Annotated in this window: 16 protein-coding genes; 12 read left to right on the top strand and 4 right to left on the bottom strand. The window is 73.4% G+C overall.

Features of this window, described 5'->3' with window-relative positions; all coding sequences use genetic code 11:
• Positions 1–61 precede the first annotated feature (61 nt).
• The 5 genes from uraH (at position 62) to ACFXG1_RS06155 (ending at position 7,020) form a co-directional block, all read left to right on the top strand.
• A complete protein-coding gene (gene uraH / locus ACFXG1_RS06175; protein ID WP_384720557.1) occupies positions 62–460 on the top strand; it encodes a hydroxyisourate hydrolase in 399 nt (132 codons plus the stop codon).
• A 5-nt stretch (positions 461–465) separates the two neighbouring features.
• Positions 466–1,389 carry a factor-independent urate hydroxylase gene (gene pucL, locus ACFXG1_RS06170; RefSeq protein WP_384720560.1) on the top strand — a complete coding sequence of 308 codons (924 nt, stop codon included), beginning with the start codon at positions 466–468 and terminating at the stop codon, positions 1,387–1,389.
• A gap of 106 nt (positions 1,390–1,495) precedes the next feature.
• A complete protein-coding gene (locus ACFXG1_RS06165) occupies positions 1,496–2,872 on the top strand; it encodes an 8-oxoguanine deaminase (RefSeq protein ID WP_384720359.1) in 1,377 nt (458 codons plus the stop codon).
• Between the two features lie 262 nt (positions 2,873–3,134).
• Positions 3,135–4,613, top strand: coding sequence for a nucleobase:cation symporter-2 family protein (locus ACFXG1_RS06160; RefSeq protein WP_384720365.1), 1,479 nt, complete (start codon positions 3,135–3,137; stop codon positions 4,611–4,613).
• Positions 4,614–4,809: 196 nt separating this feature from the next.
• Positions 4,810–7,020, top strand: a complete 2,211-nt coding sequence (locus ACFXG1_RS06155; RefSeq protein ID WP_384741376.1) for a hypothetical protein — start codon at positions 4,810–4,812, stop codon at positions 7,018–7,020.
• Here the strand turns inward: ACFXG1_RS06155 and ACFXG1_RS06150 are convergent.
• The gene (locus tag ACFXG1_RS06150; RefSeq protein ID WP_384723343.1) at positions 6,983–7,585 is read right to left on the bottom strand and encodes a TIGR03086 family metal-binding protein; all 603 of its coding nucleotides are present in this window, start codon (positions 7,583–7,585) and stop codon (positions 6,983–6,985) included. The two genes, ACFXG1_RS06155 and ACFXG1_RS06150, sit on opposite strands and share 38 nt — an antisense overlap.
• 240 nt (positions 7,586–7,825) lie before the next feature.
• On the opposite strand from ACFXG1_RS06150, the gene ACFXG1_RS06145 reads away from it, so the two are divergent.
• The 7 genes from ACFXG1_RS06145 to ACFXG1_RS06115 all read left to right on the top strand — a co-directional run bounded on the left by ACFXG1_RS06145 (position 7,826) and on the right by ACFXG1_RS06115 (position 17,028).
• Positions 7,826–9,547, top strand: a complete 1,722-nt coding sequence (locus ACFXG1_RS06145) for an ABC transporter transmembrane domain-containing protein (RefSeq protein ID WP_384721726.1) — start codon at positions 7,826–7,828, stop codon at positions 9,545–9,547.
• The gene (locus ACFXG1_RS06140) at positions 9,544–11,451 is read left to right on the top strand and encodes an ABC transporter ATP-binding protein (RefSeq protein ID WP_384741373.1); all 1,908 of its coding nucleotides are present in this window, start codon (positions 9,544–9,546) and stop codon (positions 11,449–11,451) included. The genes ACFXG1_RS06145 and ACFXG1_RS06140 overlap by 4 nt, the downstream gene beginning before the upstream one ends.
• A gap of 74 nt (positions 11,452–11,525) precedes the next feature.
• Positions 11,526–12,611 carry an iron-siderophore ABC transporter substrate-binding protein gene (locus ACFXG1_RS06135; protein ID WP_384717826.1) on the top strand — a complete coding sequence of 362 codons (1,086 nt, stop codon included), beginning with the start codon at positions 11,526–11,528 and terminating at the stop codon, positions 12,609–12,611.
• 260 nt (positions 12,612–12,871) lie between these two features.
• On the top strand, positions 12,872–13,933 hold the full coding sequence (locus ACFXG1_RS06130) for a FecCD family ABC transporter permease (protein WP_384717832.1): 1,062 nt from the start codon (positions 12,872–12,874) through the stop codon (positions 13,931–13,933).
• A 4-nt stretch (positions 13,934–13,937) separates the two neighbouring features.
• A complete protein-coding gene (locus ACFXG1_RS06125; RefSeq protein WP_384741370.1) occupies positions 13,938–15,041 on the top strand; it encodes a FecCD family ABC transporter permease in 1,104 nt (367 codons plus the stop codon).
• 4 nt (positions 15,042–15,045) lie between these two features.
• Positions 15,046–15,969: an ABC transporter ATP-binding protein gene (locus tag ACFXG1_RS06120; RefSeq protein ID WP_384717820.1), complete on the top strand. Its 924-nt coding sequence runs from the start codon at positions 15,046–15,048 to the stop codon at positions 15,967–15,969.
• Positions 15,970–16,068: 99 nt separating this feature from the next.
• Entirely contained in the window at positions 16,069–17,028 is a 960-nt protein-coding gene (locus ACFXG1_RS06115) for a fibronectin type III domain-containing protein (RefSeq protein WP_384741368.1), read from the top strand.
• 65 nt (positions 17,029–17,093) lie between these two features.
• Here ACFXG1_RS06115 and ACFXG1_RS06110 read toward each other — a convergent pair whose 3' ends face one another.
• From ACFXG1_RS06110 to ACFXG1_RS06100, 3 genes are all read right to left on the bottom strand, one after another.
• Positions 17,094–18,098, bottom strand: a complete 1,005-nt coding sequence (locus ACFXG1_RS06110; RefSeq protein ID WP_384741366.1) for an alpha/beta fold hydrolase — start codon at positions 18,096–18,098, stop codon at positions 17,094–17,096.
• A 288-nt stretch (positions 18,099–18,386) separates the two neighbouring features.
• A complete protein-coding gene (aceB, locus tag ACFXG1_RS06105) occupies positions 18,387–20,012 on the bottom strand; it encodes a malate synthase A (protein ID WP_384719965.1) in 1,626 nt (541 codons plus the stop codon).
• A gap of 129 nt (positions 20,013–20,141) precedes the next feature.
• Positions 20,142–20,777: an NTP transferase domain-containing protein gene (locus tag ACFXG1_RS06100; protein WP_384719967.1), complete on the bottom strand. Its 636-nt coding sequence runs from the start codon at positions 20,775–20,777 to the stop codon at positions 20,142–20,144.
• Positions 20,778–20,901 lie beyond the last annotated feature (124 nt).

The raw sequence follows: 20,901 nt of genomic DNA, 5'->3' as shown, positions 1-20,901 counted from the left end.
GTACCCGGTACCCCGCCGGGTCCGGCGCCCCCACCCGGAACCACCGAGGAAGCGAAGGCTTATGAGCACGGAGACCACCGCTTCGGTGTCCACCCACATCCTGGACACCAGTGCCGGACGCCCCGCCGCGGGCGTCCCCGTCCGGCTGTCGGCCAGGTCCGGCGCGGCGGGTGCCTGGACGGACATCGGCGGCTCCGCCACCGACCCGGACGGGCGCTGCAAGGACCTTCCGGCACCGCCGGACGGCACCACCCATGTCCGCCTCGACTTCGGGACCGAGGCGTACTTCCTGACCAGGCGAGCCGAGGCACAGCAGGACGCCCCCGCGCATCGGGACGGCGATACGGGCCCGGTGTTCTTCCCCGAGGTGGCGATCGTCTTCGCCGTCCTCCCGGGCGAGCACTACCACGTACCGCTGCTGCTCAACCCGTTCGGCTACTCCGTTTACCGAGGGAGCTAGCAGGAATGCCCACGATTCTCGGCCAGAACCAGTACGGCAAAGCGGAGAACCGCGTGGTGCGGATCGTCCGGGACGGCGATACCCACCACATCAAGGACCTCAATGTCTCCGTCGCGCTCAGCGGCGACATGGCGGAGGTCCACCACTCCGGCTCCAACGCCAATGTCCTGCCGACCGACACCACCAAGAACACGGTGTTCGCGTTCGCCAAGAAGCACGGCATCGACTCCGCCGAGCAGTTCGGCATCCATCTCGCCCGGCACTTCGTGACCTCCCAGGAGGCGATCCACCGGGCCCGGATCAGGATCGAGGAGTACGACTGGGAGCGCATCGCGGCCCCGGCCGCCGACTCCCGTCCCATCGGCGCCGACGACATACGGCACTCCTTCGTCCGCAAGGGTCAGGAGACCCGGCTGACCCAGATCACCTACGACGGCACGCGCTGGGAGGTGATCTCCGGACTGAAGGACCTGACGGTCCTCAACTCCACGAACTCCGAGTTCCGGGGGTACGTCAAGGACGGCTACACCACCTTGAAGGAGGCGTACGACCGGATTCTGGCGACCGACGTCTCGGCCCGCTGGCGCTACAACTGGACCTCGGACGGGCAGCACATGCCCCAGTGGGAGAAGTCCTACGCACGGGCCCGCCGCCACATACTCGAGGCCTTCGCGGAGACGTACTCCCTCTCCCTCCAGCAGACGCTGTACCAGATGGGCTCGCGGGTGATCGAGGCGCGGAGCGAGATCGACGAGATCCGCTTCTCCCTCCCCAACAAGCACCACTTCCTGGCCGATCTCGAACCGTTCGGGCTGACGAACGAGAACGAGGTCTACTTCGCCGCCGACCGGCCCTACGGTCTGATCGAGGCGACGGTGCTGCGGGAGGGCGCCGACGCGGCCATCCCGGTGGACACGACCAACCTCTGACCCGCACCGCGGCCGCGACCGTACGGCGCCGCGCGCCCCGGCAGCCCGGGGCGGGGCGGCGCCCGGCGCCGGTACCCGGGCGGAGCGACAGGAAATCGAGGCAAGCATGACGCATTCGCGCATCGTCATCGAGAACTGCGCCGTGGCGACGGTCGACGCCCGGGACACCGAGTACGCCACCGGCCATGTCGTCGTCCACGGCAACCGGATCGAGGCGGTGGGCCCCGGGCCCGCGCCCGGCGGACTGCCGGACGTGGCCCGCCGGATCGACGGCACCGGACATCTCGCCACACCCGGACTGGTCAACACGCACCACCACTTCTACCAGTGGATCACCCGGGGTCTCGCCACCGACCACAACCTCTTCGACTGGCTGGTCGCGCTCTACCCCACCTGGGCCCGGATCGACGAGCCGATGGTCCGCGCCGCGGCCGAGGGATCACTGGCGATGATGGCCCGCGGCGGGGTCACCACCGCCATGGACCACCACTATGTGTACCCCCGCGGCGCCGGTGACCTGACCGGCGCGATCGTCGGCGCGGCCCGGGAACTGGGCGTCCGGTTCACCCTGGCCCGGGGGTCCATGGACCGGGGCGCGTCCGACGGCGGACTGCCGCCCGACTTCGCCGTGGAGAGCATCGACGGCGCGCTCGCCGCCACCGAGGAGGCGATCGACCGGCATCACGACCCGGCCCCCGGCGCCATGACCCGGATCGCCGTCGCGCCCTGCTCCCCGTTCTCCGTCTCCACCGAGCTGCTGCGCGAGGGCGCGGCACTCGCCCGCCGCAAGGGTGTCAGGCTGCATACCCACGGCTCCGAGACCCTTGAGGAGGAACGGTTCTGTAAGGAGCTGTTCGGGATGGGGCCCACCGACTACTTCGCCGAGACGGGGTGGCTCGGCGACGACGTGTGGATGGCCCACTGCGTCCATATGAACGACTCCGACATCGCCGCCTTCGCCGAAACCGGTACCGGGGTCGCGCACTGCCCCTCGTCCAACGCCCGGCTCGCCGCCGGGATAGCCCGGGTCCCCGACATGCTCGCCGCCGGGGTGCCCGTAGGTCTCGGCGTCGACGGGACCGCCTCCAACGAGTCCGGTGAACTCCACACCGAACTCCGCAACGCCCTGCTGATCAACCGGCTCGGCAGCCATCGCGAAGCCGCCCTGACCACCCGCCAGGCGCTACGGCTCGGGACGTACGGCGGGGCGCGGGTACTGGGCCGGCAGGAGGAGATCGGCTCCTTGGAGCCCGGCAAACTCGCCGACCTGGTGCTCTGGCGGCTGGACACCCTCGCCCACGCCTCCATCGCCGATCCGGTGGCCGCCCTCGTCCTGGGCGCCCCGGCCCCCGTCACCCTCTCCCTCGTCGACGGCCGTCCCGTCGTGGCGGACGGCCGTCTGGTGACCGTCGACGAGGACGCCGTCGCCCGCGCCACCCGTACCGAGGCCAGGCGCCTCGCCGAGATCGCCCGCCCTGTTTGAAGCTCTGCGCAACGTCTCCCGGTCGGGTACAGCGCCGTGCATCGTGACCGTGCATCGTGAACCGTGAACCGTACTACCGCTCCGGCCCATCCGCGCCGGAGCGGTACGAGGCGTACCGCTCGTGCCGCCGTGCCCGCGTGCCCTCGTACGACCGCCGTCGCCCTTCGAGACGAAGACCACTGCCGCACCAGTGGACACCACTCCGTACCGCCTCCTTGACCTCCACGTCTCCGCCGACGTGCAACCGACCGGAGGAACCGCCGTGACAGCCAAGCCCAGGTTTCACCGTGCGAAAAGCGCCGACCGAGTACCGGACTCCCCGCGGAATGGGCCCGGTACCCATCCCGTCGACGAGACCCTCCCGCCCTTCAAGCTCTTCACCAGCGGACTCCAGCACGTCGCCGCGATGTACGCGGGCGTGGTGGCGCCGCCCATGATCGTGGGTCCCGCGGTGGGGCTCGGAGCCCAGGACACGGCCTTCCTGATGGGCGCCAGTCTGTTCACCGCCGGGATCGCGACCCTGTTGCAGACCCTCGGCTTCTGGAAGATCGGCGCCCGGCTGCCGTTCGTCAACGGGGTCTCCTTCGCGGGCGTGACCCCCATGGTCGCCATCGGGCGGGACCGCGGCGAGGACGGGATCGCCGTCATCTTCGGCGCGATCATCGTCGCCGGGATCGCGGGCTTCCTCCTGACCCCCTACTTCTGCAAACTCGTCCGCTTCTTCCCACCGGTCGTCACCGGGACCGTGATCACCCTCATCGGGCTCTCCCTGCTGCCGGTCGCCTTCCGCTGGGCCCAGGGCGGCGACGCCGCGGCCGACGACTACGGATCGATGCGGAACATCGGGATGGCCGCCCTCACCCTGGCGATCGTGCTGGCTCTGCGGAAACTGCTGCGCGGCTTCCTCCAGCAGATCGCGATCCTCCTCGGTCTCGTCGCGGGCACCCTCGTCGCCCTGCCGCTCGGGATGTCGAACACCGACGCCATCCGGGACGCGGACGTCATCGGCTTCCCCGCCCCGTTCCACTTCGGCGGACCGCAGTTCGAGATAGCCGCCATCATCTCCATGTGCGTCGTGATGCTGGTCTGCATGACCGAGTCCACGGCCGACATGCTCGCCCTGGGCAAGATCGTCGACCGGCCCGCCGACGAGCGGACCATCGAGGGCGGACTGCGCGCCGACACCCTCGGCAGCGCCCTGAGCCCGCTGTTCAACGGCTTCATGTGCAGCGCCTTCGCCCAGAACGTGGGCCTGGTGGCGATGACCAAGGTCCGCAGCCGGTTCGTGGTCGCCGCGGCCGGGGGCATCCTCATCCTGCTGGGCCTGTTCCCGGTCGCCGCGTCCGTCATCGCGCTCGTCCCGCTGCCGGTACTCGGCGGAGCCGGTATCGCGCTCTTCGGCACCGTCGCCTCCAGCGGTATCCAGACCCTGGCGTCCGCCGCGCTGGAGAAGGGCGAGAACGCGCTGATCGTGGCGGCGGCCGTGGGCATCGGCATGATCCCCATCGCGGCGCCGGAGTTCTACCACGCCTTCCCCGACGGCATGCTCGTCGTTCTCGACTCCGGGATCTCCACCGGGTGCATCGTGGCGATCGCGCTGAACCTCGCCTTCAACCACCTGGGGAAGGGGCGCCGGGGCGAGGAAGGGGACGGGGAAGAGGGCGAGTGCTACGCGGAGTTGGAGGAGACCGTGGCCGGCCGGGTGCCGAGCGGGTCGGGCAGCCCCGCGGCGGCGCACTGACGGCGGGTCGGACCATGGGTCCGACGGCGGGGCCGACCGCGTTTCCGTCCCGCGTCCGATACCCGGCGCCCGATACCGCGTCCGATGCCCGGTTCGGGCCCCGGTCCGGCCCCGGTTCGGGCCTCTCTTCGGGCCCGGCCCGGGCCCGTCGTTCGCCGCGCCGGGAATGTCAGACCTCCGTGCGATGCTCGATCTCATGGATCTCGAACGGGTTTTCGTCGGCATCGACGCCGTGCGCTGGGCCGCGGTCGAGCACGCCTTCGGCGGGGCGGAGGACATCCCCGGGCTGCTGCGGGCCCTCGCGGGCGACGACGACGAGTCGTCCGAGGCACTCGACGAGCTGTGGGGCGTCCTTCTCCTCCAGGGGACGGTGTACGAGGCGGGGATCGCGGCCGTGCCGTTCCTCGCCCGGCTGGCCGCCGCCGGAGTGCGCCCCGCCGAACTCCTCGTCCTGCTCGGCGAGATCGCCGCGGGCACCGACGAGGGTGCCCCGGCGGGCCCCGGCGGCTGCCGGGCCGCCGTCGCCGCCCGGCTCCCCCTGATCCTGCCGCTGGTCGACCACCCCGACGTCCGGACCCGGCGGGCCGCGGTCCGGGCCGCGGGGAACACCGCCGACCCCGCGGCCCTGGCCGTCCTCGACAGCCGCCGCGCCGAGGAGAAGGACCCGGGCGTACGAGCCGAGTTGCTGGCCGCGCTCGCCCGGGTCGACCCCGCGGGAGCGGCCCGCCGGGCCGAGGACGCCCTGGCCGACGGCGAGGGCGCCGAGACCCGGATCGTGGCGCTGACGACCTCCGCCGAGGCCGGCGCCGAGTGGACCCCGGCCCACCGGGACGCGCTGCTGACACTGCTCCCGGCCGCCCCACTGGTCACCGGCCGGTTCGCCGGGGAGTACGGCGTCCCGCTGACGTATGTGGTCGAGCTGCTGCTCGCCCGCGACAACGACACCGACCGCACGGCGGCGTACGAGCTGGTCGAGTCGGCGCTTCGGCTCGCCGACGGCGACGCCCGCGCCGAAGCGCTCTGGGCCGCCGAACACGCCTGTCTGATCTCCCGCGCCGCGCCGCCCCGGCTCGCGCCCGCCCTGGTCGCCCTCATCGACGACCCCACCTTCCCGCACACGGCGTCCCTGCTGCCCGTGCTGGAGCAGCTCGGCGACCACGCGGCGGCGGCCGCGCCCGCACTCACCGCCCTGGTCGAGGGCGGCGGCGAACTGGCCGACCGCGCGCTGGAGGTGCTCGCCGGAATCACCCCCCGGCGGGCGGCCCGGCTCTTCACCCGCGACCTCGGCGACCGGGGCCGTACTGTCGCCGTCCTCGTCGAACGGGCACCCGCCCTGCACACCCTGCCCCTCGCCTATACGCCCGAGCTGCTGAACGCCATCCGGATCGCCCTGACCTCGATCGACACCGGCTGGATCCCGGAGCACCCCGCCGCGCTGCTCTCCGGACACCGGCTCGCCCGGTGGCTGACCGGCTGGGGCGGGCTCGCCGCGGCGGCCCTGCCCGAGCTGACGGCGCTGTTCCGGCGGGCTCCGGCGGAGTTCGCGCGGGCCGTCGTCGCGGTCTGCCCGGCCGAGGCCAGGCAGGAGACCGCCGCGCTGCTCCGGCGGACCGCGGCGGCCGGGCGGCCCGCCGACCGCCATGCCGCCGCCGACGCCCTGTACGCCCTCACCGGGGAGACCGCGCCCCTGGTCGATGTGCTCCGCGAAGCGCTGACGGGCGCGCCCGACGCCGTGCTGACCCGGGAACGCGTCGCCGACACCGCGGGCGGACTCGGCTCCGAAGGCCTGGTGCTGGTGCCACGGCTGCGGGCGGGGCTCGCCTTCGCGACGGAGGGCGCGCCGGGGGCCGAGCTGCTCGCCGACGCCGCCACGGGGGTGGCCCTGGGGCGGCTCACCCGCGACCCCGGCGAGACGGTGGCGGTCCTCGACGGCGTGCTCGCCGCCGCCGCGGGCCGGGACGTCCCCCGGGTGGCCGCCCGATGCGCCGGCGCCGCCGCCGAACTCGGCCCCGGGGCGAGGCCGCTGGCCCCGGCGCTGAGGGCGCTGCTCACCGAGTCCGCCCTCGCCCCGGCCGCGGTCACGGCGCTCCACGCGATCGGGACACCACCGCCGGACGCGGCCGGGATCGTCCTCGACTGCGCCGAACGGAATGTGGACCCGCCCGGGTGTCTCACCGCGTTGGAGTGGCTGGGCGCGGACGCCCTCACCGCCGCGGAAGCGGCCCGGCTGGCCGCGCTGGCCGAACGCGACCGGCGCGTGCTGATACGGGCGCCGGGCGAGCGGGCGATCCGCTCCGACACGATCCGCTCCGACGACGAACTGCGCGCCCGGGCCCGGGCGCTGCTGGCCGCACGGCGGTCGCGGACGGTCACGGGCGCGGCGACCAGTCCGGGCGGCGGCCGCTGAGACCGATCACCCGGTCCAGCAGGGGAGCGTCCGCCGGTACCGGCACGGCCGGCCCGAAGATCGTGCCGCGGCTCGGGTCGTCGTCGCCGGTCGCCGAGAGGAGTTCGTAAGAGGCCCGGAGCCCGGCCGTCGGCGGATCGTACGGCTGCCCGGTGGCGCGGGCGAGGTCCCAGCCGTGGACGACCAGCTCGTTCAACGCCACCAGACCCGCGACCTCGGCGGGCAGGGCGACACCCCCGGCCCGGGTCATGCCCTCCCGGGCCCCCGGTGCTTCCCAGGCCGCCGCCAGCTCCTTCAGCCGTACCGGCAGCACCTCCCGCCAGTCCGGCTCCAGGACCGGGAGCGCGCTGCCGGGCGGGGTGTCCGTGGTCGGCCCCAGCTCCTTGCGCGCGGCGTCCCGGAAGGCGGTCGCCAGCATCACGAGATGCCCGAGCAGCTCCCGTACGGCGTAGTCGGGACAGGGCGTGGGATCGTCGAGCCGCGCATCGGCGATGCCGGGCAGCAGCCGGGCGACGACGTCTGCGGCGGGCTGGAGAGCGGGCGGGGTTTCTCGGTTGTCGTCCATACCAGGTCCGACCCCCGAAGCCCCCGGAACTCATCGGTCTCGCGCGGTTCCTCGCGCCCCCGGACCATGGGGTTTGCGCCCTTGCGGGCGCGGGCGGCCGGGGGCGCACGGCTCGCGCCCCGTGGAGGACCCCCCGACCGGGGAATTGGAGGGGTGAAAAACATAGGCTAGCCTTACCTAACTGAAAGGCCCGGGGTGTGACCCCGGGCGCGGCGGAGCCGGCCCGGGTGGAGGAGTGCGGTGGGGGTGACACACCTGTCGCGGCGCTCCGTACTGGGGCGGGCCGTGCGGGGGCAGCGCCGGGATCTCGGGGTCGCCTGGAGCGTGGGGGCCGCGCATCAGACCGGTGAGGCGCTCGTACCCGTACTGATCGGCGTCGTGATCGACCGCGGCATCGCCGGCGGCGACGGCTCCGGACTGCTGATCGGCCTCGGCGTACTGGGCCTCGTCTATCTGCTGCTCTCGTTCGGGTTCCGGTTCGGCGCCCGCGCCGGGGAGCGCGCCGCCGAGAACGCCGCGCACCGGCTCCGTACCGAACTGGCCGCCCGGGTCCTCGCGCCCGAGGGCGGCGCCGACACCGGACGGCTGCCCGGTGAGCTGACGAATATCGCCACCGAGGACGCCAAGCGCGTCGGGGCCGCGCTGATGGCCATCGTCCTCGGCGGCTGGGCGCTGACCGGCCTCCTGGTCAGCGCGTTTCTCCTGCTGCGGATCTCCGCCCTCCTCGGGCTCGTCGTCCTCGTCGGCACCCCGCTGCTGCTGTGGGCGGGCCATCTGCTGAGCAAGCCGCTGGAGCGGCGCAGCGCGGCCGAGCAGGAACGTGCCGCCCATGCCTCCGGGGTGGCCGCCGACCTCGTCGCGGGTCTGCGGGTACTCAAGGGCATCGGCGCCGAGCCCGCCGCCGTCGCCCGCTACCGGCGGACCAGCCGCGCGTCGCTCACCGCCACGTTGGCCGCCGCCCGCGCCCAGGCCGCCCAGAACGGTATGGTCCTCGCCCTGACCGGGGTGTTCATCGCCCTGGTCGCCCTCGTCGGCGGCCGGCTCGCCGCCCGCGGCGACATCACCCTCGGCGAACTGGTGACGGCGGCCGGGCTCGCACTCGTCCTGATCGGCCCCCTCTCCCTCTTCTCCTACGTCAACGCCGAACTGGCCCAGGGCCGGGCCTCCGCCGACCGGATCGCGTCCGTACTGAACGCCCCCGCCGCCGTGACCCCCGGTACAGCCGTTCCCACGGCCCCCGTCCGGGGCGGGCTCCGGCTGCGCGGGGTGTCGTACGGCACCCTCGGCGGGCTCGACCTCGATCTGCCGCCCGGCTCCTTCACCGGCGTCGTCACCACCGACCCGGCCGACGCCGAAGCGCTGCTCGACGTCCTGGCCCGCCGCCGCGACCCCGACCACGGCACCGCCGAACTCGACGGGACCGCCTTCCCCGGTCTCACGGCCGACGCGCTGCGGGCCGCCGTCCTCGTCGCCCCGCACGAGTCCGACCTCTTCGCGGGCACCCTCGCCGCGAACGTGGCCGCCGCCGCGCCCACTGCTACCGCCGGGCCCGACGGCACCGGATCCGACGGCACCGGACCCGCCCTCCTGGCGTCCGCCGCCGACGAGGTGGTCCGGGCGCTGCCCCGGGGCGCCGACACCGAGATCACCGAAGGCGGCCGCTCCCTCTCCGGCGGGCAGCGTCAGCGCGTCGCCCTGGCCCGGGCGCTCGCCGCCGACGCGCCGGTACTCGTCCTGCACGACCCGGTGACCGCCGTCGACTCCGTCACCGAGGCCCGGATCGCCACCGGCGTACGGGAGCTGCGGCGCGGCCGGACCACGGTCGTCGTCACCAGCAGCCCCGCCCTGCTGTCCGCCGCCGACACCGTCGTCCTCGTCGAGAACGGGCGGGTGACGGCCGAGGCCGCGCATCCCGATCTGATCCGCGACAGCCACTCCTACCGCGCGGCGGTGCTCTCATGACCACCACGCCACCGGGGACCGAAGAAACGGCCCGTGAGCTGCTGCCCGTCGCGAGCCCCGCCAGGACCCGCGCCGCCGTACGGGAGCTGATCCGGCCCCACCGGGCGCTCGCCGCCGCGGGCTTCGCCGCCCTGCTCGCCGCGACCGCCGTCGGGCTGCTGACGCAGCCGCTGCTCGGCCGGATCGTCGACATCGCCGCGGGGAACCGCCCCCTCGACACCCTGACCGCCGTCGTTCTGTCCCTGGTCGCCGTCGCCCTCCTCCAGGGACTGGCCACCACCGCCGGTCTCGCCCTGGTCGCCCGGCTCGGCGAGACCGTGCTCGCCCGTCTGCGGGAACGTTTCGTCGAACGGGCTCTCGGGCTGCCGCTGGAGCGGATCGAACGGGCCGGGTCCGGCGATCTGACCGCCCGGGTCACCGGCGACGTCGCCGTGGTCGCCGAGGCCGTGCGCCGCGCGCTGCCCGAGTTCACCCGCTCCGCCCTCGCGATCGTCCTCACCCTGGGCGCCCTCGCCGTACTCGACTGGCGTTTCCTGCTCGCCGCCCTGGTCGCCCTGCCGATCCAGACATGGACCGCGCGCTGGTACATCCGGCGGGCCGTCCCCCTCTACGCCCGTCAGCGGATCGCGGGGGGCACCCAGCAGCAACAGCTCCTCGACACCGTGCGCGGCGCGGCGACCGTACGGGCCTTCCGGCTGGAGCGGGAGCACACCGAGCGGGTCACCGAGCGCTCCGGCGCCCTGGTCGCGCTGACCCTGCGCGGTGTGAACCTCGTCCTCTCCTTCTACAGCAGGCTGCACATCGCCGAGTTCGCCGGGCTCGCCGCCGTACTCGCCACCGGCTATCTGCTGGTACGGGACGGCTCCGCGTCCGTCGGTACCGCGACCGCCGCCGCGCTCTACTTCCACAGCCTCTTCACCCCGATGAACGCCGTACTCGTCCTGCTCGACGACGCCCAGTCCGCGGTGTCCGGCCTGGCGCGGATCGTCGGCGTCGCCGATCTGCTGCAGGACGGGACGACGACGGACGGGACGGAAGGCGGCGGCAGCGGGACGGCCGCAGTCGTGCCCGCGCCCCGGCGCGCCGCCGACGAGTCACCCCGGCCCCCGGCCGTCGCCGTGACCGGGCTCCACCACGCGTACGCGTCCGGCCATCCCGTGCTGCACGGTGTCGATCTGACGATCCGGCCCGGTGAGCGGGTGGCCCTCGTCGGGGCCAGCGGGGCCGGGAAGACGACCCTGGCCCGGCTGATCGCCGGAATCCACACACCGTCCGCAGGCACGGTCACGATCGGCGGCGTACCGCTCGCCGATCTGCCGCCCGCCGCGGTCCGCCGTACCGTCGCCCTCGTCTCGCAGGAGACCCATGTCTTCGCCGGGCCGCTCGCCGACGATCTGCGGCTCGCCCGGCCCGGCGCCCACGACGCCGAACTGCGCGACGCCCTCGAACGCGTCGACGCCGCCGACTGGGCCGACGCGCTGCCCGACGGTCTGGAGACCGTCGTCGGCGACGGCGGCCACCGGATCGACGGCGCCCGCGTCCAGGCCCTGGCCCTCGCCCGGCTGATCCTCGCCGACCCGCCCGTGGTCGTCCTCGACGAGGCCACCGCCGAGGCGGGCAGTACCGGCGCGCGCTCCCTGGAGAAGGCCGTCGCCCGAGCCGTCGAAGGCCGTACGGCGCTGATCGTCGCCCACCGGCTCACCCAGGCCGCGGCCGCCGACCGGATCGTCGTCATGGACGCCGGACGCGTCGTGGAGTCCGGCACCCACGACGAACTCCGCGCCGCCCGCGGACCCTACGCGGCCCTCTGGGACGCCTGGTCCCTCAGCCGCGCGACCGAACCCGCGCCGCCGGGCCCCCGCACCCCCGGGGAGCCCGCGCACCGTCCCGTACCGGAGCCGTAGGAAGGCACCCCCCGGACCCGCAGTACAGCGCATCACCCGCGGTACCGAACGACCCCACACCGAAGGAAACCCTCATGGCCCGCTCGAAGAGGACCGCCCGCGTCACCGCCGCGGTCGCCTCCACCCTGCTGCTTCTGACCGCCGCCACCGCCTGCGGCTCCGACTCCGGCGGCTCGTCCGCGACATCCGATGGGAAGTCCGAGGGGAAGTCCGAAGGGAAGGACGGCGCGAAGGGCTCCGGCTCCTTCCCCGTCACCCTCGGGCACAAGTTCGGCAGTACCACCGTCGAATCCGAGCCGAAGCGGATCGTCACCCTCGGCCTGACCGACCAGGACGCCCTGCTCGCCGTCGGCAAGGTGCCCGTCGCCACCACCGAGTGGACCGGCGGCTACGAAGGCGCGGTCGGCCCGTGGGCGAAGGACGAACTGGGCGACGCGAAGATCTCGACCGTCCTCAAGGTCTCCGGCAGCGGACCCCAGGTCGAGAAGATCGCGGCCCTCAAGCCCGATCTGATCCTCTCCGTCTACGGCGGTCTGACGAAGGAGCAGTACACGGCGCTGTCGAAGTTCGCGCCCGTCGTCGCGCAGCCCGGCGAGTACAACGACTGGGGCGTGTCGTGGCAGGAGCAGACCGAGATCGTCGGTAAGGCCGTCGGCCGGCCCGCCGAGGCGGCGAAGGCCGTCGCCGAGACCGAGAAGAAGATCGCGGCGGCCGTACGGCCCGAGTTCAAGAACAAGACCGCCGTCATCGGCACCCCGTACGAGGGGCTCTTCATCTGGGGCAGCCAGGACCCCCGCTCCCGGCTCCTCACCCAGCTCGGCTTCGAGCTGCCCGCCGATCTCGACAAGGTGATCGGCAACCAGTTCGGCGCCAGTATCAGCAAGGAGCGCACCGACCTGCTGGACCACGACGCCATCGTGTGGATGGTCGGCGACGTGGCCAAGGGTGCCGAGAAGCTCCGCAAGGACCCCTCCTACGGCGATCTGAAGGTCGTCGACGAGGGGCGCGAGATCTACGTCCACGAGACCAGCGACTACGGCAACGCGCTGTCCTTCGGCACCGTGCTCAGCCTGCCGTACGTGGTCGAGCGGCTGGCCCCGCAGCTGACCGCGGCGGTCGACGGCAAGCCGGCGACCGCGGTCGCCCAGCCCGCGTCCTGACGGCCTGACGGACCAGACGGACTGACGGACCTGACGGGTCTGACGGACCTGACCACCGGGCCGGGCGCCCGCCGAACGCGCCCGGCCCGCGCCCCGGTCTTGGCCGCGTCCGCCGGACCCGCGTCCGGCCGGGTCCCGGCCGCCCCGCCCCGGCCGGCCCCGGCCCGCGCCCCGACGACCCCGCACCGAACAGTCGCGCATCCGACCCGCGCGGCGTACCGAGAAGGAGACAACCGGTGGATCCGGCGACTCCGGTGAGCCTGGAGAAGGCCACGCCGCCCGCGCCCCCGCCCCGCCCGGCCGCCGCGCGCCGCGCCCGCGGTGTCCTGCTGGTCACCGCGTCCGCGGCGCTGCTCCTCGTCCTGGTCACCGTCTCGATGCTGTACGGCGCCCTGGACGTGCCCGCAGCCGAGGTATGGCGCACTCTCCTGGGCGACGCCCCCGACAGCCGGGTCGACAACGCGATCTGGGCCGTCCGGGTCCCCCGTACCGGACTCGGTATCGCCGCCGGTGCCGCCCTCGGGCTCGCGGGCGCCCTGATGCAGGCCCTGACCCGCAACCCGCTGGCCGATCCCGGACTGCTCGGGGTCAGCGCCGGGGCGGCGTTCGCCATCGTCGTCTCCGTCGCCTTGTTCGGCCTGGGCTCCGCCTACTCCTTCATCTGGTTCGCCTTCGCGGGCGCGCTCGCCGCCAGCACCCTGGTGTACGTGATGGGCGGGCTCGGCCGCTCCGGCTCCACCCCCGTGAAGCTCGCGCTCTCCGGGGTCGCCGTCACCTCCCTGCTCTTCTCCCTCACCAGCGCCGTCGTCCTCACCGACCCCGACTCCCTCGACCGCTACCGCTTCTGGTCCGCCGGGTCGCTGGCGAACCAGTCCGCGGACGAACTCCTGCGGATCCTGCCGTTCCTGGCGCTGGGCGCCGTGATCGCGTTCGCCCTGGCGCCGTCCCTCAACAGCCTCGCCCTGGGCGAGGACGTGGCCAGATCGCTCGGGCTGCGCACCGGCCGGATCCGGGCCCTCGGGGTGGTCGCGGTGACCCTGCTGGTGGGCGCGGCGGTCGCCGTCATCGGGCCGGTGATCTTCATCGGTCTCGTCGTCCCCCATGTCGTGCGGGTCCTCCTCCAGTACGCCGGGATCGGCCCCGACCAGCGCTGGCTGCTGCCGCTCTCGGCCCTCCTCGCGCCCTCGCTGCTGCTCGCGGCCGATGTCGCGGGACGGCTGCTCGCCCGGCCCGCCGAGATCCAGGCGGGCATCCTCGTCGCCTTCGTCGGCGGACCGCTGTTCATCGTGATGGTCCGCCGCCGACGACTCGCGGAGCTGTGATCCCATGACCCGACTCCTGCCAGGACGCGATCCGGTGAAGGACCGGGCCCCCGGGGCCGGGATCCGCCGGGACCGGCTGCCCTTCCGGCTCACCGCCCCGCCCGTCTCCGGAGTGCTGCGGCCCCGGCTCGCCGCCGTCACCGCGGGCCTCGCCGTCGCCGCCACCGCCGTCTTCTGCTGGCATATGACCGTCGGGGACATGCCCCTGGCCGTCGGCGACGTCGTCCGCGCCCTTCTCGGCACCGGCGACCCCGGCGATGAACTCGTCGTCCGCGAGCTACGGCTGCCCAGGGCCCTCGCGGGCCTCCTCGTCGGCTGCGCCTTCGGTATCGCCGGAGCCCTCTTCCAGACCCTCACCCGCAATCCGCTCGCCAGCCCCGACATGATCGGCATCACGCAGGGCGCGGGCACCGCGGTCGTCGCCGGTATCGTCCTCGGCGGCCGGGACGGTGTCAGCACCCAGCTGCTGGCCCTGGCCGGCGGGCTCGGCTCGGCCCTCGTCGTCTACGTTCTGGCCTGGCGGCGCGGCACCACCGGCTACCGCATCGTCCTCGTCGGTATCGGCGTCGGCTGGATCTGCACCAGCGTCACCGACTATCTGCTGGCCCGCGGCGAACGGTACGAGGCCCAGGCGGCGCTCGGCTGGCTCGTCGGCAACCTCAACGGCCGCGACTGGCCCCAGGTCACCCCGCTGATCTGGGCCATGGTGCTCCTGGTGCCGCCCGCCCTGCTCCTCGGCCGCCAGCTGCGCGACCTCCAGCTCGGCGACGACGTCGCCCGGGGCCTGGGCATCCGGGTCCAGCCGGTCCGGGTGGCGGCGCTGCTCGCCGGGGTCGGGCTCGCCGCGTTCGGCGCCGCCGTCGCCGGGCCCGTCGCGTTCGTCGCCCTCGCCGCGCCGCAGATCGCCCTGCGGCTCGCCCGGACCCCCTGGCCGCCGCCGCTGGCGTCCGGGCTCACCGGGGCCCTGATGGTCCTGGTGTCCGACCTCATCGCCCGCAAGCTGATCCACGGCACCGAACTGCCCGTGGGGATCGTCACCGGAGTGCTCGGAGCGCCGGTACTGCTGTGGCTGCTCGTCCGCGCCAACCGCGCCGGTTCAGGAGGCTGAACACATGTCCGACCACTCCGTGGAGCCCGAACCGGCCACCGCTGACCAAGGGCTTCGGGCCCGGTCCCTGCGGCTCGGCTACGACGACCGGACCGTCGTCGACGACCTCGACGTCTCCTTCCCCACCGGCCGGATCACCGCCGTCGTCGGCGCCAACGCCTGCGGCAAGTCCACCCTGCTGCGGGCGCTGGCCCGGCTGCTCGCCCCGGCCGCCGGAGCGGTCACACTCGACGGCCGCTCCGTCCACGAGACCCCGACCCGGGAACTCGCCCGCCTGCTCGGCATCCTTCCGCAGTCGCCCGTCGCGCCCGACGGGCTGACCGTGGTCGACCTGGTCTCCCGCGGCCGCTCCCCGCACCAGACCTGGTGGCGCCAGTGGTCCCCGGCGGACGAGCGCGCCGTCCACGACGCCCTGCGCGCCACCGGGCTGACGGAGCTGGCCGACCGGTCCGTGGACGAACTCTCCGGCGGCCAGCGGCAGCGCGCCTGGATCGCCATGGCCGTCGCCCAGGAGACCCCGTATCTGCTGCTCGACGAGCCGACTACCTATCTCGACCTGGCCCATCAGATCGACGTCCTCGACCTCGTCACCGATCTGAACCGGACCGAGGGCCGGACCGTCGTGATGGTGCTGCACGACCTCAACCAGGCCTGCCGGTACGCCGACCACATCATCGCCCTGAAGGGCGGCCGGCTCGTCGCCGAGGGCCGCCCCGCCGAGGTGATCACGCCCGAGCTGGTGGCGGACGTGTTCGGGCTGCGCTGCCGGATCGTCACGGACCCGGTGAGCGGGACACCCCTGGTTGTGCCCATCGGCCGCCACCACCGGCCCGCCGCCGAACAGGAGACCGAACGGGAGGCCGCACCGGACGCCGAATCCGACACCGCACCGGGCGCCGCACCGAACGTCGTGCCCGCCGTCGGCTGAAGGGGTTTCGACAGGGGGTTGATACCGGGGGCGTACCGGCGGGATATTGGACCAGTTGGTCTGGACCATTACGACGCTCTCGTCAGCGGAGGCCCGATCGTGCGCCATCCCCCCACACCCGCCGCGCTGTTCTGCGCCGCCGTCCTCCTGCTCCTCACCGGCTGCTCCGACGGCGGGGAGAAGAAGGACACCAAGCCGCCCACCACCCCCACCGGCGTCCACGCCGAGGCGGGCAGCGCCACCTCCGTCCACCTCATGTGGCACGCCGCGAAGGACGACAAGGCCGTCACCGGCTACGAGCTGTACCAGAAGGGCAAGAGGGTCAAGACCGTGCCGGGCGACCGGACCATGGCCGATGTCGAGGGCCTCGCCCCCGCGACCGCGTACACCTTCACCGTCCGGGCCCGGGACGCCGCGGGCAATGTCTCCCCGGCCGGTCCCGCCGCGGCCGTCACCACCCCGGCCCCCACACCGAACGACAAGAAGCCCCCCACCACACCGGGCAAGCTGCGGGGCACGGTCGACGGGCAGCGGTCGGTGACCCTGAGCTGGTCGGGGTCGACCGACAACTTCAAGGTGACGGCGTACGACATCTACCAGGAGGACACCCGTATCCACAGCGTCTCCGGCACCGAGACCACCACCCAGGTACCGGGACTGCGGCCCGGGATCGTCTACACCTTCACCGTCCGGGCCCGGGACGCCTCCGAGAACTCCTCGCCCGACAGCAACTCCGTGGACCTGACCACCGAGCCCGCCCCCGGCAAGGGACCCAGCACCGCCCCCACCGATCTGACCACCGAGGTCGAGAAGGGCAGAATCGAACTGAGCTGGCTGCCGCCGGACATCGGCGGCGCCGTCAAGTCCCACGAGCTGTATCTCAACGGCAGGCTCGGCACCACGATCGTCTGGGGCGCGGAGCCGCCGGACGGTCGGGCGACGTACACCATGGTCGTCACCGACCCGCCGGGCACCCGCTACAGCGTGAAGATCCGCGCCAAGCTGCCCGACGGCAAATGGGGCGACTTCTCGGCCCAGCGGACGGTGGTCGTCCGCTGAACCGCGGGACGGCCGGGCGCGAACCGTCGCACCCGGCCGTCCCGTCGGCGGCTCGAACGGATACCTCAGTCGCCGCGCGCCGCGCTCTGCCGGCGCGTCGTCACCAGCAGCGCCGTGCCCGCGAGTATCGCGGTGCCCGCCAGACCGCCGACGCCGACCAGCGCCATGGTCCGCGAACCCGTCTCGGCCAGCGCCGCGCTCTGCTTCGTCCCGGTGGCGGTGGCCTTGGCCGCGTCCTGGATCTGCCGGGTGACCACGCCCGGGTGGGACATCATCGACACATGCGACGAGTCGATCTCCACCGTCTTCGACTTGGCGCGGGCGGCCTGCCAGCGCTCCAGGTCGGGGGCGATCGCCTTGTCGTGCTTGGAGACCACGAACCACGAGGGGACCGTCCGCCATGCCGCGCCCGGCGCGGCCTGCTCGAAACAGGCCGCCGCGATCGGGCGCTGCTCGACGGCCATCAGCCGGGTCTGCGAGGCCGGCAGGTCGGCGGCGAAGACGCTGTGGAACTTGTCCGTCTTGATGTACAGGTCCTGGCCGGTGGCGGTGCCGTCCGTGTACGGGACCGGATTGAGCGCGGGCTGCAGCTCACTGCCCTGGAACTTGGTCGACAGCGCGCCCAGGTTCTCCCCCTTGTCGGGCATGAACGCCGAGACGTACACCAGCGCCCGGACGTTCGGGTTCCCCACCGCGGCGCTGCCGATCACGGCACCGCCGTAGGAGTGCCCCGCGAGCACGATCGGCCCGTCGATGCTCTTGAGCACGCTGGCGATGTACGCCGAGTCGGAGACCAGGCTCCGCAGCGGATTGGCGGGCGCGATCACCTTGTAGCCGTGATCCAGCAGTTCCTCGGCGACCGCGTTCCAGCCGGAGGCGTCCGCGAACGCGCCGTGCACCAGGACGACGGTCGGCTTGACACCGCCGGATCCGCCGGAGGCGGTCTCGGCGGCGGCGACCGAGGCGGGCGCGGCGGTCAGCGCCGTCGTCGCCAGGGCGACGGTGAGGGCGCAGGTCCGGGATATCCGGCGGCGGGCGGTGGCGGACGCGGAGGGTGGGGACACAGCCATGGTGGTTTCTCGATTCTTTCGCAGGGGGCTGTCGACCTCAGCGTTTTCGCCCGCTCCCCGGACCGCACGCCGCACGGCGCGGGAGAGTGACGGCGCGGACCGTCCGGGTGACGGTGGGGCGCGGGGGGTGTGGCCCGGCGGACGGCGGTACGCGTATCGGCCCGCGGTCCCGGGAACGCTCCCGGGACCGCGGGCCGACGGTGGCGCGCGGTCGTGTTCTTCAGACGGTCGTGTTCCTCAGACGGTCGTGATCTTCAGGCGGTCGTGATCCTCGGCCGACCGTCGTCCTCAGCCGGTGAGCCGCTCGTACGCGGGCAGCGTGAGGAAGTCCTCGTACCGCTCGTCCAGCGCCACCCGCAGCAGCAGATCGTGCGCCGCCTGCCAGTGGCCCGCCGCGAACGTCTCCTCGCCCAGCTCGGCGCGGACGGCGGCCAGTTCGTCGGCGGCGACCCGCCGCGCCAGCTCGGGTGTGGCCCGCTCGCCGTTCTCGAAGACGACCCCCGCGTCGATCCACTGCCAGATCTGGGACCGGGAGATCTCGGCGGTGGCGGCGTCCTCCATCAGGTTGAAGATCGCGACCGCGCCGACCCCGCGCAGCCACGCCTCGATATAGCGGATCCCGACCTGGACGGCGTTGCGCAGCCCCTCGTACGTCGGCCGGGCGTCGAGCGAGTCGACGGCGATCAGGTCGCCGGCGGCCACCGAGACGTCCTCCCGCAGCCGGTCCTTCTGGTTCGGCCGGTCACCCAGGACCGCGTCGAAGGAGGCCATGGCGACCGGCACCAGATCGGGGTGGGCCACCCAGGAGCCGTCGAAGCCGTCCGCGGCCTCCCGGTCCTTGTCCGCCTTGACCCTCTCGAACGCCACCTTGTTGATCTCGGGGTCGTGCCGTGAGGGGATGAACGCGGCCATGCCGCCGATCGCGTGGGCGCCGCGGCGGTGGCAGGTGCGGACCAGGAGTTCGGTGTACGCGCGCATGAAGGGCGCGGTCATCGTGATCGCGTTGCGGTCCGGGAGTACGAACTTCTCGCCGCCGTCGCGAAAGTTCTTGATGATGGAGAAGAGATAGTCCCAGCGACCCGCGTTGAGCCCGGCCGCGTGGTCGCGCAGCTCGTAGAGGATCTCGTCCATCTCGTACGCGGCGGTGATGGTCTCGATCAGGACCGTGGCACGGACCGTGCCCCGAGGGATGCCCACATACTCCTGGGCGAAGACGAAGACGTCGTTCCAGAGCCGGGCCTCCAGATGCGACTCCAGCTTGGGGAGGTAGAAGTACGGCCCCTTGCCGAGGTCGATCAGCCGCCGGGCGTTGTGGAAGAAGTAGAGGCCGAAGTCGACGAGCGCGCCGGGGACCGGGGTGCCGTCCGCCGCGACGAGATGGCGTTCGGCGAGATGCCAGCCGCGGGGGCGCATCACGACCGTCGCCAGTTCTTCGTCCGGCCTCAGGGCGTACGTCTTCCCGGAGCGCTCGTCCGTGAAGTCGATCGCGCGCCGGTAGGCATCGCTCATATTCAGCTGCCCCAGAACGACGTTCTCCCAGGTCGGTGCGGATGCGTCCTCGAAATCGGCGAGCCAGACCCGGGCGCCCGAGTTGAGCGCGTTGATCGTCATCTTCCGGTCCGTGGGCCCGGTGATCTCCACCCGGCGGTCCGCGAGGGCCGGGGGAGCGGGGGCGACGCGCCATGAATCGTCCTCCCGGACGGCGGCGGTCTCGGGGAGGAAGTCGAGGGTGGATGTACGGGCGATCTCCGCGCGGCGCTCGGCGCGGCGGGCCAGCAACTCGTTCCGGCGCGGGGTGAAGCGCCGGTGCAGCTCGGCGAGGAACGCGAGGGCGGCGCCGGTGAGCACCTCCTCCTGCCGGGGCGGGTTCTGGGCCGCGACGACGGCCAGCGGGGACGGCGCTGGTGCGGACATGAGCGGTCACTTCCTTCGGCGAGCGGAGGGATGATCGAAATGGATAGTAGTTTCCTCATCGTGGAAGAACAAGGCGCCGATTCCCGCCCACGGGCCGGCCGCGCCCTTATCGCCGTACCGCCCGGAAACCTAGACGAGTCGCGGGAGGTCCTCCGGGGTGTCGATGTCGAAGGGGTTCGCCACGTCGCCGCACTCCACCAGGGTGAGCGACTCCCGGTGCGCCAGGAGATACGCCCGCGCGCCCCGGTCGCCCGTCGCACCGCGCGCGATCTCCGGCCAGCGCGCCGCGCCGAAGAGCACCGGGTGGCCCCGCTCGCCGCCGTACGACGCCGACACGAGGGCGTCGCGGGCGCGGCCGTCCGGGGAGACGGCCGCCCGGATCCTGGCGACGGCCGCCGCGCCGATCCCGGGCTGGTCCACCAGGACCACCAGCGCCGCGTCCACCGCCGGTGCCGCCGCGAGCGACGCCAGGCCCACCCGCAGCGACGAGCCCATGCCCCGCGCCCAGCCGGGGTTGTCCACCAGGACACACCCCGTCAGATCGGCCTCCGCGCGCACCCGCTCACCCGCCGCGCCCAGCACCACGTGCACCGGGTCGCAGCCGCCCGCGCGCAGCGCGTCGGCCGCGTGTTCCACGAGCGGGCGGCCCCGGTGCCGTAGCAACGCCTTCGGGCGGCCGCCCAGCCGCCGGCCGCCGCCCGCGGCGAGCAGCAGCCCCGCCACCGCGGGCCGGTCGTCCCGCTCGTTCCGGATCGTTCCGTTCATACGTCCTGCCTACCGCATGCCTGCCGATCGCGGCGCGCACACCCCGTTATAGGGTGCACCCCTCCGGTGCGCGGCCCGATTCACGGGCCCGCGCGCGTAGTTCGCGGTGGTTCGTGGGGGACAC

Origin of the sequence: Streptomyces sp. NPDC059248, from assembly GCF_042753905.1 — a bacterium.
GTDB lineage: Bacteria > Actinomycetota > Actinomycetes > Streptomycetales > Streptomycetaceae > Streptomyces.
This window is presented reverse-complemented; position numbering and strand designations above follow the sequence as displayed.